At 45.2% G+C, this 18,584-nt stretch carries 17 protein-coding genes; 12 read left to right on the forward strand and 5 right to left on the reverse strand.

The annotated features are described in order from the left end of the window. Nucleotides 1-60 precede the first annotated feature (60 nt). From JGUZn3_RS11825 to JGUZn3_RS11845, 5 genes are all read left to right on the forward strand, one after another. On the forward strand, nt 61-306 hold the full coding sequence (locus JGUZn3_RS11825) for a sulfurtransferase TusA family protein (protein WP_203413699.1): 246 nt from the start codon (nt 61-63) through the stop codon (nt 304-306). Nucleotides 307-440: 134 nt separating this feature from the next. After that, nucleotides 441-677, forward strand: coding sequence for an exodeoxyribonuclease VII small subunit (locus JGUZn3_RS11830; RefSeq protein ID WP_203413700.1), 237 nt, complete (start codon nt 441-443; stop codon nt 675-677). A gap of 2 nt (nt 678-679) precedes the next feature. Beyond that, entirely contained in the window at nt 680-1,594 is a 915-nt protein-coding gene (locus JGUZn3_RS11835; RefSeq protein WP_203413701.1) for a polyprenyl synthetase family protein, read from the forward strand. A 3-nt stretch (nt 1,595-1,597) separates the two neighbouring features. Then, entirely contained in the window at nt 1,598-3,628 is a 2,031-nt protein-coding gene (gene dxs, locus JGUZn3_RS11840) for a 1-deoxy-D-xylulose-5-phosphate synthase (protein WP_203413702.1), read from the forward strand. Between the two features lie 83 nt (nt 3,629-3,711). Further along, a complete protein-coding gene (locus tag JGUZn3_RS11845) occupies nt 3,712-4,455 on the forward strand; it encodes a TlyA family RNA methyltransferase (protein WP_203413703.1) in 744 nt (247 codons plus the stop codon). An 82-nt stretch (nt 4,456-4,537) separates the two neighbouring features. Here JGUZn3_RS11845 and JGUZn3_RS11850 read toward each other — a convergent pair whose 3' ends face one another. Further along, nucleotides 4,538-5,074 (reverse strand): Rid family hydrolase, encoded by a 537-nt coding sequence (locus JGUZn3_RS11850; protein WP_203413704.1) that lies wholly within the window; start codon nt 5,072-5,074, stop codon nt 4,538-4,540. Nucleotides 5,075-5,404: 330 nt separating this feature from the next. Here JGUZn3_RS11850 and JGUZn3_RS11855 point away from each other — a divergent pair, with 330 nt between their 5' ends. Together JGUZn3_RS11855 and JGUZn3_RS11860 are read left to right on the forward strand one after the other, a co-directional pair. Then, complete coding sequence (locus JGUZn3_RS11855; RefSeq protein WP_203413705.1) at nt 5,405-6,475, forward strand: bifunctional GNAT family N-acetyltransferase/(deoxy)nucleoside triphosphate pyrophosphohydrolase; 1,071 nt, start codon at nt 5,405-5,407, stop codon at nt 6,473-6,475. Between the two features lie 252 nt (nt 6,476-6,727). After that, on the forward strand, nt 6,728-7,501 hold the full coding sequence (locus JGUZn3_RS11860; RefSeq protein WP_203413706.1) for a competence/damage-inducible protein A: 774 nt from the start codon (nt 6,728-6,730) through the stop codon (nt 7,499-7,501). Between the two features lie 73 nt (nt 7,502-7,574). Here the strand turns inward: JGUZn3_RS11860 and JGUZn3_RS11865 are convergent, their stop codons facing one another. From JGUZn3_RS11865 to JGUZn3_RS11875, 3 genes are all read right to left on the reverse strand, one after another. Next, on the reverse strand, nt 7,575-8,531 hold the full coding sequence (locus JGUZn3_RS11865; protein WP_203413707.1) for an acetyl-CoA carboxylase carboxyltransferase subunit alpha: 957 nt from the start codon (nt 8,529-8,531) through the stop codon (nt 7,575-7,577). Nucleotides 8,532-8,631: 100 nt separating this feature from the next. Continuing rightward, entirely contained in the window at nt 8,632-9,549 is a 918-nt protein-coding gene (locus JGUZn3_RS11870; RefSeq protein ID WP_203413708.1) for a tyrosine recombinase, read from the reverse strand. A gap of 316 nt (nt 9,550-9,865) precedes the next feature. Further along, a complete protein-coding gene (locus JGUZn3_RS11875; protein WP_203413709.1) occupies nt 9,866-10,222 on the reverse strand; it encodes a hypothetical protein in 357 nt (118 codons plus the stop codon). A 166-nt stretch (nt 10,223-10,388) separates the two neighbouring features. On the opposite strand from JGUZn3_RS11875, the gene JGUZn3_RS11880 reads away from it, so the two are divergent. From JGUZn3_RS11880 to alaS, 5 genes are all read left to right on the forward strand, one after another. Further along, nucleotides 10,389-10,961, forward strand: coding sequence for a shikimate kinase (locus JGUZn3_RS11880; RefSeq protein ID WP_203413710.1), 573 nt, complete (start codon nt 10,389-10,391; stop codon nt 10,959-10,961). A 146-nt stretch (nt 10,962-11,107) separates the two neighbouring features. Beyond that, nucleotides 11,108-12,214, forward strand: a complete 1,107-nt coding sequence (gene aroB / locus JGUZn3_RS11885) for a 3-dehydroquinate synthase (RefSeq protein ID WP_203413711.1) — start codon at nt 11,108-11,110, stop codon at nt 12,212-12,214. Nucleotides 12,215-12,557: 343 nt separating this feature from the next. Next, a complete protein-coding gene (locus JGUZn3_RS11890) occupies nt 12,558-13,706 on the forward strand; it encodes an OmpA family protein (protein WP_203413712.1) in 1,149 nt (382 codons plus the stop codon). Nucleotides 13,707-13,903: 197 nt separating this feature from the next. Then, nucleotides 13,904-14,389: a GtrA family protein gene (locus tag JGUZn3_RS11895; RefSeq protein WP_203413713.1), complete on the forward strand. Its 486-nt coding sequence runs from the start codon at nt 13,904-13,906 to the stop codon at nt 14,387-14,389. A gap of 191 nt (nt 14,390-14,580) precedes the next feature. Further along, on the forward strand, nt 14,581-17,244 hold the full coding sequence (gene alaS, locus JGUZn3_RS11900) for an alanine--tRNA ligase (RefSeq protein ID WP_203413714.1): 2,664 nt from the start codon (nt 14,581-14,583) through the stop codon (nt 17,242-17,244). On the opposite strand, the gene JGUZn3_RS11905 is transcribed toward alaS, so the two are convergent. Beyond that, nucleotides 17,245-18,480 carry a sensor histidine kinase gene (locus JGUZn3_RS11905; RefSeq protein ID WP_203413715.1) on the reverse strand — a complete coding sequence of 412 codons (1,236 nt, stop codon included), beginning with the start codon at nt 18,478-18,480 and terminating at the stop codon, nt 17,245-17,247. It lies immediately after the preceding gene. Between the last annotated feature and the right edge of the window lie 104 nt (nt 18,481-18,584).

Genomic DNA, 18,584 nt, shown 5'->3' on the forward strand with positions numbered 1-18,584 from the left:
GAGGCAAAGCTTCCATTTTACTAATGGCAAAGCGATATTCACAACGTGGTATTTTGTTTTATGAGCGAAAAAGTGCTGGACGTACAGGGACTAAGCTGCCCTTTGCCTGTTCTAAAAGCGAACAAAACATTACGCGGCATGACCGCCGGAGAAAAGTTGCGTATCCTCGCTACCGATAAGGCCAGCATTGCCGATTTTAAAGCTTTCTGCCGCGAAACCGGCCATAGTCTTATTGCCTTTAGTGAGGAAGGAGACCTATTATCTTTTACGATCCGACGCAAAAACGATACAGCTCCGGAAGATTAGGCTTAATAAAGTAAACTTGTGTTTTCATTTTAGCAAAAATATGCTTTCTACATTTTAAAAGCACGATATTCTTTTTTTATAATCAAACCTGGTATAATACTTTACCACAGTACTGAAAGTTGCGTGTTTCCTTCATGACTTCCTCCACCGAAAACCTTTCCTTTGAAGATGCTTTGAACGAGCTTGAAAAAATTGTCCGTAATCTTGAAAGTGGCCAGCTTAAATTAGAAGATGCTATACAGGCCTATGAGCGAGGCTCTGCCCTAAAACGGCTCTGTGAAGAAAAACTCAATGCTGTGGAAGCCCGGATTGAAGCAATCGTCCATAAAAATGACGGAAGTATAGCGGTTGAACCCATGGATAAAGAATAAAGATGAACAAGATTTCAACAGAAGAAACTGTTACATTAAAGCAATCTCTTACCCAGTGTGCCCATAAGCTGGAAGAAACGCTCAACACCCTTTTAGCCTCCGGTAACAGACCGGAAGAAAGACTAATTGACGCCATGCGATATGGTGTCTTAGGAGGAGGAAAGCGCCTTCGAGGATATATGGTGATGGAATCTGCCAAAATTTGCGGTGTTCGCAATATTGAGCAGGCCTTAAGAGTTGCAAGTTCCGTAGAAATGCTTCACGCTTATTCTCTTATCCATGACGATCTCCCTGCTATGGACAATGATGATCTGCGCCGTGGACAACCCTCAACCCACAAAAAATTTGATGAAGCCACCGCTATCCTGGCCGGAGACGCTTTACAAACCATGGCTTTTCAAATCCTCGCTGAGGAAGAAACCCACCCTTCAGCAGCGGTAAGGGTTGAACTTGTTAAGATGTTAGCCCTTGCCTCAGGGGCCCATGGTATGGTAGGCGGTCAGATGATTGATATGCTGGGAGAAGGAAAAAACCTCTCCCTCCCTGATATTAAAAATCTGCATTCTCTTAAAACGGGAAAGCTTATCCGGTTTGCTACTGAAGCCGGGGCCATTTTGGGAGAGACAAACAAAGATATTCGCGGCCGCTTTGTTGCCTATGGCCGTGACATCGGCATGGCCTTCCAGATTGCAGATGATATCCTGGATACAACAGCAAGCGAAGAAGAACTGGGTAAAACCGCTGGCAAAGATGCTCATGCCCGTAAATCTACTTTTGTTTCTCTCTTAGGTATAGAAGGAGCAAAACAAGAGGCACAACGTCTAGCCGCTGAAGCTGCCAAACATGTTTCAGCCTTTGGCGAACAGGCTCGCTTCTTGGTTGACCTCACACATTTTGTGGTTGAAAGACGGAATTAAGGCATGACTGACCAAACAACTTCTCCTCTGGGTTCCTCTTCTTCAGAGGCCTCAACAGAGGGAAGCACCCCTGCTTCACGCGCCAATACCATTCCCACATATGGGCGTTTTCCTTTGTTGGATGGAATAAGGTCTCCGCTGGACCTCCGTAATCTTTCCACCGCCCAACTTCAACAGCTTGCTGACGAGCTTCGTGAAGAAACGATTGATACGGTTTCTACAACAGGAGGGCATTTAGGGGCCTCGCTTGGTGTTGTCGAGCTTACCGTTGCCTTACATGCTGTATTTGACACCCCCGACGACAGACTCATATGGGATGTTGGCCATCAGGCTTATCCGCATAAAATCCTGACTGACCGCAGAGAGAGAATGCGCACCCTTCGTCAGCCTCATGGGCTTTCCGGTTTTACACGCCGTAGCGAAAGCGTATTTGATCCCTTTGGGGCAGCCCATTCTTCCACCTCTATTTCTGCAGGGTTGGGAATGGCCGTGGCCAACCATATTATCCATACCGAAAAGCCAGAACATCAGGAACGCAACGTTATCGCCGTTATTGGTGATGGATCCATCTCGGCTGGCATGGCCTATGAAGGTATGAACAACGCCGCTGTCGCTGGGCCCGGTGCAAAAAAGCTCATTGTCATCCTAAATGACAATGAGATGTCGATTTCACGGCCGGTTGGCTCTATGTCAGCGTATCTCTCCAACCTTATTTCTTCACGGCAATACCGTAATCTGCGGGAGTTTGCGGGCCGAATGGTCAAGCACCTACCTTCTGCCTTGGAAAAGAAAGCCAAACGGGCTGAGGAATATGCCCGGGGCATTTTAACGGGTGGCACCCTGTTTGAAGAGTTAGGGTTTTACTATGTTGGTCCAATTGATGGCCACAACATGGAACAGCTTGTTCCCGTTCTTCGCAATTTACGAGATGCTGATGATATAGGCCCCGTTCTCCTTCACATTATAACCGAGAAGGGCCATGGCTACCATCCGGCAGAGCAATCGGGGGACAAATACCATGCTGTCTCAAAATTTGATATTGCCACCGGTAAACAGGCTAAATCCCCACCTGGCCCACCGAGTTATACCTCTGTTTTCAGTAATGAGCTCAATCGGATTGCCGCTATTGAAAAAAATATTGTGGCCATTACTGCTGCAATGCCATCGGGAACAGGGTTGGATAATTTTGCCAAGGCTTACCCAGACAGGTTTTTTGATGTTGGCATCGCCGAGCAGCATGCCGTAACCTTTGCTGCCGGTATGGCAACCGAGGGTTTACGCCCATTCTGTGCCATCTACTCCACGTTTCTTCAGCGGGCTTATGATCAGGTGATCCACGATGTTGTTCTCCAGGGGCTTCCTGTCCGTTTCGCTATAGATCGAGCTGGGCTTGTAGGGGCTGATGGTGCCACCCATGCTGGTGCCTTTGATGTTGCCTATCTGGGTATCCTTCCAGGAATGACTATTATGGCCCCCAGTGATGAAGTAGAGCTTGTGCATATGACAGCAACAGCCTGCTATTTTGATGAAGGACCTATTGCTTTTCGCTACCCTCGTGGTGCTGGTCTTGGGCTTCCCTTACCCACTTCTGGTGAAATCCTTCCTATTGGCAAAGGGCGGATCATTCAGGAACTTGGCCAACAGCATGGCTCTGAAAAAGGGGGCATTGCCCTTCTCTCCTTGGGGACACGCTTGCATGAGGTTAAAAAGGCTGCTGCTCTTCTGGCAGAAAAGGGATATCCCCCCACTGTGGTGGATGCGCGCTTTGCTAAACCCCTAGATACTCATCTTATTGAACAACTTGCCCGTAATCATAAGGTTTTAGTCACCATAGAAGAAGGAAGTATTGGGGGCTTTGGGTCTTTTGTTATGCAACATCTAGCCATGAAAGGCCTCCTTGATAAGATAAGGTTTAGACCTATGACACTGCCTGATATCTTTATCGATCATAATACCCAATATGCACAATATGAAGAAGCCGGCCTAAACGCCCAGCATATTACTTCAACAGCGCTTTCAGCCCTACAGGGCTAGACCATATACCCCTCAATTCAAAAGCTTCTTCTATTACATAGCGGTTTTCTTCTCACTATGGCTGTTTTAAAAGGTTACTCTTCATGGCCAAAAAACGCCTTGACCAAATGCTGGTTGATTTGGGCCTGGTGGAAAGCCGCACAAAAGCCCAAGCCTTAATTCTGGCGGGCAAGGTTTTCTCTAATGAAAAGCGGTTAGATAAAGCAGGATTTATGGTTTCTGAGGGCGTTCCCCTTACCGTACGGGGGCAAGAACACCCATGGGTATCACGGGGGGGTATTAAGCTTGAGCATGCCATAAACCATTTTGCACTCAATGCTATGGGCAAAATCTGCTTAGATATCGGAGCCTCCACAGGAGGATTTACGGATGTTCTCCTGCATCATGGAGCCAAAAAAATATTTGCGGTCGATGTTGGACATGGCCAGCTCGCCTGGAAAATCCGTAATCATCCAGCCGTAACAGTTTTGGAAAAATGCAATGCAAGGTATCTGGATCCCACCATCATTCCTGACTCGATCGACTGCCTGGTCTGCGATGCCAGCTTTATAGGCCTGCGTACTATCCTGCCCGCAGGCTTGGCCTTGTGTAGAAACAAGGCCTGGGCCGTTGCCCTTATTAAGCCACAGTTTGAAGTAGGCAAAGACAGGGTTGGCCCTAAAGGTGTCGTGAAGGATCCCATCCTGCATGAGGAAGTTTGTGCAACCATTCACAACTGGTGGGCGACCCTACCTGGATGGCACATAATGGGTATTGAGCCCAGCCCCATTACGGGCCCTGAAGGCAACAGGGAATTTCTCATTGCCGCCCATCTAAACAGACCATAGAGTCTAGACAAGCCATAGACAAGAGAACACCATATTCAAAGGCTCCTCATCTTCTCATGCAAGTTTATTCTTTGTTAATTCTCTATGGGGAAGATGGTGATTTGGAGGCCCTTCTGACCGCTACAGCTTCTACCGTAACCAGCCATGCAGGATTAAACATTTTCTTTATTTCCACAACACTTCCTGTGGGGATATTAGGCTGACCTTTTGTGGCAAAAAACTGATGATATGCAGCCATAAATCCATTATAGTCAACCGTGTCGCTCTGTTTGGGATCCGCTGCCAAATAAGCACGAATTTGTATCACATCTGCCATGCTTAAATTCATCTTTCCCAGTATATCCTGTAGCTTCTCAAACACGTTTCTAGCCTGGGCTTCCGTATTCCCATAGGCTTCTTGTGTCGCGGAGTTGACATCCTTATTAATAATATCAGGTGTAATAGAACTCAGATACACAAAGCCCGAATCTGCCGGCACTTCTACAGAAACCGCAAATGGATATTGTTGATTGGTATCGACATTCCTGGTTATGGAGGACGGCTCTGCTGCCAAGGCTGTTTGGATACAAAAGGCTGCTAACAGAATTGATCGCATGCCATGCCGAATAATCTTTTTCATACTGTCCCTAGCCACTTATCTTCTTTGTTCATTGTAATAACTCTCTCCCAACCTTAGAAATGAAACCCTTAGTTACCGTTACAATTTTTCAAAAATGCCACTTCTGCTATAGCCACTCGTCCTTTGGTTCCAAAAAGTGATTGTTCGCTTTTAAAAATATAAACCAAGCGCTGCTTTTATTTAACAATAAGCTGTTAACTATTATAAATTATATATGACTGAAAATAAAAAAAATCTTCCTTTTCCTCAACAGTAAAATTCTTTATGACCGACCGAGCCCTTATGCCAAATACGACCATCCAAGCATGACCATCAAAGAATAATGTTTTAATGAATCAGCCCCCCAGCTTTCCGCTCTTTCTTCAACCCACACTTAAAACAAACCGCTTCCAGTTGATGCCCTTTCGTGAAGAGGACAGCAAAAACCTTCATCATTTGATTAATGACTGGAGTGTGGTTCGCACCTTAAGTGACCTGCCTTTTCCCTATCCACAAACGATGGTTGAAGACTGGATCAAAATGGCTACCACACACCCCCAGAAAGGTTTAGGGTATTACTTTGCCATTATGAATAAGGCCCCCTCCTCTCTCCTTGAAAACAAGCCCCTCAATAGGCTTATGGGCTGCGTGGCCATAACTTTGGAAAAAAACAAAACCCAGGCTAAAATAGGCTATTGGGTGGGAAAGAAATTCTGGAACCAAGGGATTGCCTCTGAATGTGTGACCCGCGTGATTGAATGGGCTTTTGCCCAATTGCCCATCAAAACTTTAAAAGCCCTCGTGATTGAGGACAATATAGCCTCGATAAGAATCCTTCAAAAAAATGGGTTTCAGCAAACCGGAAAAACAACAGAAAAATTTATGGCTTACGGCAAGGATTATCCCGTAATCGTGTTTGAAGCAACCCGAGAAAGCTTTTTCATAAGCCGTCAGACTCCTTTCACCCCCCCGTCTCCAAACTCACTGGATAAGATCCACATGTCTTCTTTTGCTTCTCACCCCAAACCGCTCCTAACCGTATCAGCAGGGATTTTGGTCGATATCCACAACAAGATACTCCTCGCCAAAAGGCCAGAAGGTAAACCCATGGCAGGCTTATGGGAATTCCCGGGTGGAAAAATGGAAAAAAATGAAACACCCGAAATGACTTTAATCCGTGAATTTAAAGAAGAGCTGGACATTGATCTCTCCACAACCTGCCTAGCCCCCTTTACTTTCGTTTCTCAAGCTTATGCAGGTTTTCATCTTGTTATGTCTCTCTTTCTCTGTCGACACTGGAAGGGAACACCTACCCCTAAAGAAGGGCAGACCATTCAATGGTGCTTGGCTTCGGAGCTTAAAAACTACCCTATGCCTGAGGCAGATAAACCCTTAATTCCATTACTCTGTGACCTTCTCTAAAATAGGCCTTTCCTTTAAAACCACCTTTTTACTCCTTTCTTCATTCTATTAGAAACCCTCTCTTGTTTGTGCCCTCGCCTCCTCAAACAGAAAGAAGAAATTTGTTATTCATTCCGACATGGCAGGCATGATAACAACGCAAAGCCCGCTTATGCTGCCATGCGCTTACTTTTTGTTCTGTCTTCTATTTTGCCACGCACCTTTATTATCATCCCCAAACGCGCTAAATTATCCCCGTGAAGGAGATAAGGAATGAACCCAACAGCCTGTATTCTTATTATTGGTAACGAGATTCTCTCGGGCCGAACTCAGGATGCCAATATCCAGTTTCTTGCCCAAAATTTAGGAAAACTGGGAATAAACCTTCAAGAAATCCGCGTTATTCCCGATCAAGAAGCTCTTATTGTCCATACGGTCAATGAAACCCGTAAAAAATTTTCCCACGTCATTACTACCGGTGGAATCGGCCCTACCCACGATGATATTACAGCCCCAAGCATTGCCAAAGCTTTTGGTGTTCCTTGGGAAATCCATGAGGAATCTTTCAAAATTCTGGAAGCCCATTTCCGACCAGGAGAATTTAATACCCCCCGCCAGCGTATGGCTACCCTTCCACGAGGGGCTATTCCAATCCGTAATCCTATTTCAGCAGCCCCTGGCTTTAGTATGGATAATGTGCATGTCCTTGCTGGAGTCCCCGAAATTATGAGGGCCATGTTTTTGGAACTTGCCCCCCATCTGAGCAAAGGAGCACCCATTGTTTCTCGTACATGGTATGCGTTTGGCATGTCTGAGGGGCAAATCGCTGAAAAACTAGAAGAAATCCAGTCTGCTTTTCCTACACTTGATATCGGCTCCTATCCTTTCAAACTGCAAGACCAGCGCAAGGGCGTAGCCCTTGTTGTAAAGGGCCATAACGAAAACCAGGTCAAAAACGCAGCCGAGCAAATCTGCCAGCTTATTGCTGATTTTGGCCTGACCCCTCATGAAGGAGAACCTACCGCAAAGGAAGCTTCTAAAATATAACTCTTAACCCTGTAGGGCTTTTCACAAAACCTACGATAACTTTACCACTGACTCCCTATGAACCACTGACTGCCTATGAAATGATCTCTCTACTCATAGCCAGAAATTTTTCCCGACGTCTAGCGCGCAAAATAGCGGGCTCCACTTTAGTCAGCGCGGCTAATTCAATGGAAATTTTTTCTCCCACACGCTTAATCGTCTCCTGGGGGTTTCGTTGAGCGCCGCCTGTTGGTTCCGGCACAATACGATCAATTAACTTCAAATTCAGCAAGTCCTGAGCTGTAAGACGTAAGGCCCCGGCAGCCACTACAGCTTGCTTGGGGTCTCGCCATAAAATAGAAGCACAAGCCTCAGGAGAGATCACAGAATAAATGGCATGCTCAAGCATTAAAATCTGATCAGCCGCTCCAAGAGCAATGGCACCACCCGATCCCCCCTCACCAATAATGGTGGCCACCACCGGTGTAGGAACACTCAGGGTTGCCTCAATAGACCGAGCAATCGCTTCAGCTTGCCCCCTTTCTTCAGCATCAATACCGGGCCAAGCTCCCGCAGTATCAATAAAAGCCAGCACAGGAAGACCAAAACGCCCTGCTAGATCTAGCAAGCGCTGATGTTTTCTATAACCTTCTGGTTTGGCCATTCCGAAATTGTGGGTTAAGCGCGTTTGCAGGTCAGAGCCGCGCTCAATCCCTACGATCATCACAGACATACCCTCAAAACGGCCTAACCCCCCAACAATGGCACTATCTTCAGCAAAATGCCTATCACCTGCCAGGGGAACATATTCCGTTATCAGGCCCGATATATAATCCAGGGCATGCGGGCGCTGCTCGTGACGGGCGACAAGGACTTTCTGCCAGGCGCTAAGTCTTGCATAAAGGGCTGCCAGCTGTTTATCGGCCTTATCCTTCAAGCGGCTAATCTCTTCGGCAATATTGGCCCCTTCCGGATCTGACATTTGCCGCAACTCGTCAATCTTGCTTTCAAGTTCAGCGATAGGTTTTTCAAAATCCAGAAACTGTTGCATATATAATTTCCAACCCTTGGCGATCAACACTTAATATTTTATCTTATTCTCATTCCTGCCTTTTACACCAGACCATCCCCATCGTTAAGACTCTATCAGTTTAGGAATGATCCGTTCTTTTCCGTGTTTTATTAGATAGTGGATGAAATGTTCTAACCGTTGTACTTAAACGCTCAGCAAGAATATGGGTATAAATCTGTGTTGTAGAAATATCTGCATGACCCAGTATCATTTGTAAAGAGCGTATATCGGCCCCACGGGCTAACATATGGCTTGCAAAAGAATGCCTCAAAACGTGGGGAGAAAGCCTTTGTGGTGCAATTCCAGCTCTTAGTGCCACATCATGTAATATGCTATCAAATGCCTGGCGGGTTAAAGGCCGTTTTGGATTACGACCCGGAAATAACCACCGGCTCTTCAAGGGGCGATCCTGTTCGATAAGCGCAAGAGCGACCTGACAGGCAACAGGAGAAAGCAAAACAATACGCTCCTTATTGCCTTTTCCCCGGATAAAAAGCGTAGAAGTTCCCTCGGTTATGGCATTACGCTCAAGAGTGAGCAGTTCAGAAATACGAACCCCCGTGGAATATAAAATTTCTAGGGCAGCCTGTGCCATTAAAAACCGACGCGTCTCGTAAGGGGGCCCACATGCCGAGAGAAGGCGTTGAATTTCGTTTTCTGAAAGAAATTTTGGTAAGCTGGTGGGAAGTCTTGGCGCATCCAGCTGAAATGTCGGATCATCCTTCCGCAAGCCATCTTTTAAGAGAAACAAGAAATATTGCTTAAGAGAAGACTGTTTGCGGGCCAAGGTTCGGGCTGAATACCCCAAGGCCGACACTGTCTGTACATACTCTTGTATAAGGGGTGCTGAAACCGACACGGATGTCGTTTTTTGGGTATGAAGAAAGGCAAAGAAATCCTCAAGATCTGATCGGTAGGCAGAAACAGTATTAGGCAAGGCCCCCCGCTCTGCTACAATCATCTCCAAAAAAGCCTCTCCATAATTTCTTTCGACCATGAACACTCTATTACTGTCTGTACATACTCATGTATAAGGGATGCTGAAATCGACATCGATATCGTTTTTGGGTATGAAGAAAGGTATGGGCTACTTCCAGCACTTGATGACATTATGGATATTCTATTATCCCACAACCAAAAAGCCCCTTTAAAAACCTACCCAATTGAAAGCGGCAAAACCACACTATCTTCCCTTTACCTATCGGGAAAATTTGTTCTCCGCACTTCCTCGCTGCCCATAAGGAGATATATGCCATGACATACCGCTTTCCCAATAAAAGCCCCATTTACAAATTCTCTATGCCAAACCCTTCTTAATGTTTCTGGCCTACGCCCAGAGTTTGTTCCCCACCTTGAGGGGCCTGCCCATTTTTCTCAACCACGGGAGGTTGGGCAGCTGGCGGCATCTGCTGTACAGGGGCCGAAACAGAGGGATGAGCAGGTAAAGAAGCAGGGACCTGCTGATTGGGCATAGCAGAAACATTTTGTGTGCTTTGCTGAATCAGCTGGGCCGCTGTATTATCCTGTTTATTTTTTACAAACTGGCTCAGGGGAATATCCTTATGTAAGACCCCTGGAATAACCTCTACTCTCGTTGTCCCTAAAAACACAAAAACAGCCACTATAAAAACAACAACCAACCCGCCAATAACGATAAGAATCCGGCGCATATCTTTATAAATCTTCCCCAATTATATCATTAACGCCATTCTGTTCTATAGAGCAGTGAGTGGAACAAAATTTGTATTTCAAAACCCCAAAAAGCGGAATGGCGAAAAATTACTTCCAATATGTTCTTTAGGTAGCCTAATATATTTCCCTATGTTAGAAAACACCATGAATGAAGAATTTGCCTCTTTCCCCCAAGATTTTATGAAAAAACCTATAGTTATCGTGGGTTTGATGGGGGCTGGGAAAACCACAATCGGGCGTAAGCTTGCTTGTCGCCTTGGCCTTCCTTTTGTGGATAGCGACCAAGCCATTGAAGCCAAATCTGGTCTTGATATCATCGAATTCTTTGAAAAATATGGCGAAACCACCTTTCGAGAAACAGAGAGCCGAACCATACACGAAATCCTGAACGGCGAGCCCCTCGTGCTGGCTACCGGAGGGGGCGCTTTTATGAACCCCGCTACCCGACAAAAAATCAAGGACTCTGCCTCTTCCATATGGCTACGCTGTGAACTTTCAACTCTTCTTTGCCGTGTCAGAAGGCGTACCCATCGCCCCCTGCTCAATGGACAATCGCACCGGAAAATTCTCAAACAGCTTATTTCTGAGCGCTATCCCATTTATGCCCAGGCCGATATTACCATTCAGAGTGGCGAGCAAAGTGTAAAACGCATTACTGATATCATTTTAGAAAAACTGGCCGAGTATTCTACCATTCAATCCACACTTTCCCCCTAGATTCTGGCATAATCTTACTGGCATAGTCTTTTCGGCAAGATTTTTGGTGCCTACTCCTTCATCCCGAAATTGTTTGTCCTGAACTTGAAAGAAAGCCCCATCTTCAAAAAAACTCACTGACAATAAACACTGCAAGGTTAAACCATATGTACCATACCCTTACTGTTAAGCTTTCAGCCCATGAATATCCCATTCTCATCGGGCAAAACCTGCTTGAACAGGCTGCCAACCTTCTTCCAGAATCTATTCTGGGTAAAAAAGTTTTTATTGTCTCAGATGAAAATGTGGCACACCATCATCTTCCACTCCTCGAAAACTCTTTAAAAAACAAAGGAGTAGACTATGAAGTGTTTCGTATTCCTCCAGGAGAACACTCCAAGTCCTTTTCCCGCTACGAATCTCTCACAACGGCTATTTTAGAAAAAGGTGTGGAAAGACGTACCGCTCTAATCGCCTTGGGAGGTGGTGTAGTAGGCGACCTGGCTGGTTTTTGTGCTGCTACCCTTATGAGAGGAATTCCTTTTATCCAGATTCCTACCACGTTGTTATCTCAGGTTGATTCCTCTGTTGGCGGAAAAACCGGAATTAACACAGTGGTTGGGAAAAACCTGATCGGTGCTTTTTATCAGCCAAAAGCTGTTATTGCCGATACAAGCACCCTTAAAACCCTTCCCCTACGGGAGCTTAAAGCCGGCTATGCAGAAATTGTCAAAGCCGGACTTATCGGCGATTCCACATTATTCGAATGGTGTGAAAACCACGGGCTGGCCTTATTGGAGGGTGACGAAAAGAAACAAGCCGAAGCAATAGAAAAAGCTTGTTCCTTCAAAGTAAAGATTGTCCAAAACGATGAGCGTGAAGAAAAAAGCCAAAATGGCAGAGCACTTCTTAACCTAGGCCACACCTTTGGCCATGCCCTGGAAGCAGAAATGGGGTATAATGGGCAGCTTCTCCATGGTGAGGCGGTAGCCATCGGCACAGTTATGGCTTTTGAGCTTTCTGTACTGAAAGGGTTTTGCCCACCGGAGGACCTGGCACGAGTTAAAGCCCACTTTGCACTTACCGGCCTTCCTACAAGCCTAAAAGCCATTCCTGCCCACCTATCAGCAGACAAGCTCCTCAAGCACATGCAGCACGATAAAAAAATGCAAGAGGGGCGAATCTCTTTTGTTCTGGTGAAAGGAATCGGAAAAGCCTTTACTTGCCGCACGACAACCCCTGAAGAAGTGCTAAAAATATTAACCAATTATTGATAATTTCTACGGTAGGAGAGATTTTTGTAGCTTATTTACTACACCCTCAAAACTTAATCTCTCCAATCAGGGCATTTTTTCCTTTTACGCAAAAAAACAGCTTGTGTGGGCTCGATTTTATAAAGTAAACCATACATATTAATTAGAGACTTATGGTGCATAGACAGCAATAGATTGTGTTTTTTATGTAACAGGGTTTAAAAGTAATGCTTTAAGATTACTTTCCCCCCTCTTCATTTGAAACCGAAAACTCTATAAAAGCTTTTAGGCATCATATGAGCTTTAAACCGCCTAATGGTAGGCGGGTTGTTCGCTCAAATTCAAGATCAAAAAGGACGAAACAATGCGTCTACGTACAGCGCTTCTCACAACAACGCTTATGGCAGCTGCCCCTGCTGCTGCCATGGCAAGCACAGTAACCGGCCCTTATGTTAGTGTAAATGGTGGGTATAACCTCGTTCAGAGCACCCATGCTACATTCTCACCTTCAACTTATGCAGAAGGGATTAACTCCAGTGCTGGTTCTAAATCCCGTTACCGTCATGGAACAGGCTTTACAGGCTTTGGTTCTTTCGGTTGGGGTTTTGGCAATGGTTTGCGTGTAGAGGTAGAGGGTGTTTATAACTACTCTAACATTACACACCGTACAGGTACAGCAGCTCCCGGCCATACCCGTGGTCACGATCAGGGTTATGGTGGGTTTGTAAATGCACTGTATGACATTGACCTTCGTGAATTTGGGATTGATATTCCAGTAACACCATTTGTTGGTATCGGTGTTGGTGCCATGGTGCAGCATTTCGCTCCTATCACAACCACGTTTGCTAATGGTGGTACCAACCGTATCGGTGGCACTAACGGCAATTTTGCTTATCAAGGTATCATCGGTGCTTCTTATGACATTCCAGATGTTCCAGGTTTAGCTGTAACAACTGAATATCGCATGATGGGTCAGCTTGACGATCAGCAGGCTTTTGCTTCTACCTCTTACGGTATTGGTGGAGTCGGTGGTTTGGCCAAAGGGAATGTTAATGTAGACCATCGCTTCAATCACCAGTTCATTCTGGGTCTGCGTTATGCCTTCGATACAGCTCCTCCTCCTCCTCCTCCTGTTGCTCCAGCTGTTGTCCCACAGATGCAGGCTGCTCGCACATATCTCGTATTCTTTGACTGGGATCGTTCTAACCTTACACCTCGTGCACGCCAAATTGTTGCACAGGCTGCACAGGCTTCTACACATGTTACAACAACCCGTATCGAAGTTAATGGTTATACCGATAACTCTGCAGCGCACCCTGGGCCACGTGGTCAGCGTTACAACATGGGCCTTTCTATCCGCCGTGCCCAAAGCGTAAAAGCTGAACTGATCCGTAATGGTGTTCCTGCTTCTGCTATCGATATCCATGGTTATGGTGAATCTCATCCTCTGGTTCCAACAGGTCCTAATACCCGTGAACCTCAGAACCGTCGCGTAGAAATTATCCTTCACTAATTCTGTGACAAGATAATTATCAACAAAAACCCCCTTCTCTCTTGAGAGGGGGGTTTTGTTTATGGTAGATTACTCTCATTATAATTTTTCGATCCCAAATTTTTATGCTCTTGTTTTAGTTTCTTTTAATCATTCAATCCCAATATTGCCTCAAAATCCCTACAAACAAAAGCTTTCCTCTTTTTAGAAGAATCTCCATGCTTTATAAAAACTTAAAACCATTACTTAATAGACATAAAAATTTTCTGAAATTTGCCTCTATAGGAAGCCTTGGTTTTCTTTGCGATACAGCTTCTGTCTATGCACTCAAAGGTTTACTAGGGCTCTATCCTGCAACTTTTCTGGCCTATTTTATTGCAGCTACTGCCACTTGGTATTTCAACCGTTGCTGGACATATAGTCATATTATCCACAAGCACAGCATAATTGTTCAATGGTTTCGTTTTTTAGTGGCTAATTCGGTGGGGCTGGCCTTAAACAGAACAACTGTTGTATTGCTCTATTCGCTTAGTTTTTTTCATACTTACCCTGTTGTGGCATTAGCTTTTGGCTCTGTTGCAGGGTTATTTGCGAATTTTAATTTTTCCTCCAAGCTTGTGTTTCAATCCCACGAAAAGGCTTCTTCTCCTTCTTCTGAGATCAATGCTATTCCTACAAATACGCCTTCTGACCCCTTTCTTTAATCAGCTTCCCTCCTGCTCTCTGATGGGACTTTTCTCTTTTTATGAAACATATATATAGTGCATTTATTCAATATATTCATAAAAAGACTGGGCTGATTTTATCATCATACTTCCCGAAAATTATGTTATAGGTTAAAAGACATCAACCTAAATTATTAACACCATTTTCTCTCTCAGGGTCTTGTCACTTCATGTTCACAACAAATGATATTCGTGCTGCTTTTCTGAATTTTTTCTCTCAGCACGACCATCAAGTCGTTCCATCGTCATCCCTGGTTCCAAGTAATGACCCTACACTGCTTTTTACAAATGCTGGTATGGTACAGTTCAAAAACGTTTTTACCGGACAGGAAAAACGGCCCTATAAGCGCGCAACCACAGCCCAAAAGGTTGTTCGTGCAGGGGGAAAGCATAATGATTTAGATAATGTAGGCTATACAGCACGCCATCATACATTTTTTGAAATGCTAGGAAATTTCTCCTTTGGTGACTACTTTAAGGAAGGCGCCATTGAATATGCCTGGAAGCTGATTACCCAGACCTTTTCCCTGCCCAAGGATAGGCTTCTGATAACTGTTTATTCTGAAGATCAGGAAGCTGCCCAATTATGGAAAAAAATAACAGGCTTCCCCGACAGTCGCATCATCCCTATAGCCACGGCTGACAATTTTTGGCGGATGGGAGATACCGGCCCTTGTGGCCCATGTTCCGAAATTTTTTATGATCATGGCCCCGATGTTCCCGGTGGTCCGCCTGGTTCTACAGATGAGGATGGTGATAGGTTTGTTGAAATCTGGAACCTGGTCTTCATGCAGTTTTTTGAAGATCCCCCTGGCAGCCGTAACCCCCTCCCGCGCCCTTCTATTGATACAGGACTCGGCCTTGAGCGTTTTGCTGCCATTATGCAGGGTAAACGCGATAACTACGATATTGATACGCTCCGCAATCTTATTCTGGCCAGCGCGGATGTTACCCATCATAGCGCAGATGGCCAGTTTAAGGTCAGCCACCGTGTTATAGCTGACCATTTACGTTCTACTGCTTTTTTGATTGCCGATGGCGTTCTTCCTTCAAAGGAAGGGCGGGGATATGTCCTTCGTCGTATCATGCGGCGGGCTATGCGCCACCTTCATATGATGGGTGTGAAAGATCCTACTTTTTATAAGTTGGTTCCTGCCCTTATCAAAGAAATGGGAATGGCTTACCCAGAACTTATCCGAGCAGAGCCCTTAATTATCCAAACCATGAAAGGTGAGGAAGAGCGCTTTACTGCAATGCTTGAACGGGGGATGAGCCTCCTTTCTGAAGAGGTAGAAAAACTTCCTCAAGGGGCAGCTCTTCCTGGAGATATTGCTTTTAAACTCTATGATACATATGGTTTTCCCTTAGACCTTACAGCTGATGCCCTGCGTGAACGCGGCCATAATGTGGATGTAGCAGGCTTTGAGGCGCAGATGCAGGATCAGCGCCAAAGAGCCCGTGCCGCCTGGGCGGGTTCTGGCGATACAGCAACAGAATCTGTTTGGTTTGAACCCAAGGAAAAATTTGGAGCAACCGAATTTTTAGGCTACCATACCCAACAGGGCGATGCTGAAATACAGGCCATTGTCGTTGATAACCAACTGACAGATAAGGCTTCTATTGGCCAACATGTTGCTATTCTTTTAAACCAAACCCCATTTTACGGTGAAAGTGGCGGCCAAGTTGGAGATAGTGGTTTTCTAACAGCGCCAGGGGTCCGTATTTCCGTTAATAATACTTTAAAGAAGCTTGGCAACCTGATTGTTCACATCGGCTATATAGAAGAAGGAACCATTACCGTTGGAACACCCCTTCATGCTGAGGTTGATGAAGCCCGGCATAAAGCCATACGTGCCCATCATTCTTCTACCCACCTTCTGCATGAAGCCCTACGGCAACATTTAGGAACCCATGTCACCCAAAAGGGAAGCCTTAATACAGAAAGCCGCCTGCGATTTGATATTAGCCACCCCAACCCCATCAGCCCAGAAGAGCTACGCCTTATTGAAGATATGGTCAATGAACGAATTCGGGAAAATACTGAGGTGGTCACGCGTATTATGACACCAGATCAAGCCATAGCTGAGGGGGCAATGGCCTTGTTTGGCGAAAAATACGGTGATGAGGTCAGGGTGGTTTCCATGGGTGGAGCCCCGGAACAGAGTAACCGCTTGGCATGGTCAATTGAGTTATGTGGGGGAACTCATGTAAAACGCACAGGCGACATTGGCCATTTCCGTATCCTCAGTGAAAGCGGGGTGTCTGCAGGTGTTCGCCGTATTGAGGCCGTTTCAGGCCTAGCAGCAGAAAAATATGCCCAAGAGATTGAAAACCATCTCGCTGGTCTTTCGGCCATTTTAAAAACCCCCCTCCATGACATGCCCCAACGGCTCGAAACCCTTCTTAAGGAAAGTCGTGAGAAAGATCGCAAGATCGCAGCCTTACAAAAAGAACTCGCATTAGGCGGCTCAGGACAAGAACAGGCAGCCAACCAAGAGATAGAGCAGATTAACTCTGTGGCCTTTCTAGTCAAAAACCTTGGAGATATCCCGCCCAAAGAGCTCAAATCCATGGCAGATACCTTCCGAAAGAAAGCCCATTCGGGAATCATCGCCCTTACCTCCACAAGTGGAAATAAAGTAAGCATTGTGGTTTCTGTTAGCCCAGATCTTATAGAAAAATATAACGCTGTTGATTTAGTAAAAATAGCCAGTACCGCCATGGGCAGCCAAAGCGGAGGTGGAAGGCCCGATATGGCCCAAGCCGGGGGCAGCGATGTTTCTAAAATTCCCCTTGCTTTCGAAGCCTTGCGAAAAGCTCTCTCCTCCCAATAATTATTCCCCTACTGCAGGAAACCCCATACTCACTTCCAGCCCACCGCACGCGCGATTCCTGAAGGCAAGAATGCCCTTACTCTCCTCTACAAAATCATGGACTTGGGCTAAACCTAAGCCCGTTCCTTTACCGGGTTGTTTTGTAGAATAGAACGGCAAACAAGCCCTTTTCATAACCTCTTCTGCCATGCCTGGCCCACTATCTTCTATCTTTAAAAAGGAGAAGGTCTGCCCCTTTACCTTTCTAACCTGGGTAGAAACAAGAAACTCTCGCTTTTTACTCTCTTGCATGGCATCGCGGGCGTTAATGGCAAGATTGAGAATGGCCCGCTCAATAGAAGAGCGTGAGACCTGCACCTTGGACATTTTTTTTGCCAACATGAATTCGGTTCTAACAGAGCGGCCAAAAATCATGGTCAGGATAGGAACCATTGTAGAAACCATGTTATTTAGGTCTATTACATCCTTCTGGGAAGAATTGTTATCAACATAGGAAAGAAGGCTCTTAAGCATTCTTTCTCCAAAAGGAATGGTATCTGCAATAAGGGCATAGGTTTGCTTAACAGAGTCCGAAAAAACCTTTTTTTGTTCAAGCCTTCTTTTTAACATATCCAACCCGCCATTTAATGAGCTCAAAACATTGCTAAAATCGTGAACAACGCTGCTGGTAATCTTACCCAAAGAATTAAGGCGTTCAATCTGCTCAATATAGTCTGAAAACTCTTTTATTTTTACATCCCGCTGATGCAGGTTTTCTATCATTTCTGTGTATTGACCGTTATACTCAGCAAGGCGCTGCTCTAACTGGGCAACTCTTTTTTCCTGCTGTTTTTGGCTTACTTTTCTAGCACATATAAAACGAAATGTCATATCAAACAGCTCAGCCGAAAAGTTACTGAGGGGAATAATACTATCTACCCCTCTTTTTGCTACGATCTTGATAGAAGCTGTAGGGTCGAGGACACAAATTAGCGGCGAGGTGCTATTTTTTCTTAGTAAGACTGGAAACACATGCGCGGTTTTAGAGGTTATCACGGCATGGGTATCAATAATCAGAAATCCATCATATTTTTTGTGACGATGAACCTTTAAATAAAACTCTTTTATAGAACAAATATCAAAACTATACCCTGATAGCCTGCCAACCATCTGGCATAGTTTTTCGCTTTCATGAGCGGAATCGTTATAGATCAGTAAAATATCTTTTATTTTATTATGCTGTGTTTTTTCTGGCATTATAGGACTTTTTTGTTTTTTATTGTAAACACAAACCAATGAAAACTTCTTTAATAGAAGATTATTTTTATATTTTACTGAAAGTTTATTGTTTTTAGGCCAGA

It is taken from the genome of Entomobacter blattae, from assembly GCF_014672835.1.
GTDB lineage: Bacteria > Pseudomonadota > Alphaproteobacteria > Acetobacterales > Acetobacteraceae > Entomobacter > Entomobacter blattae.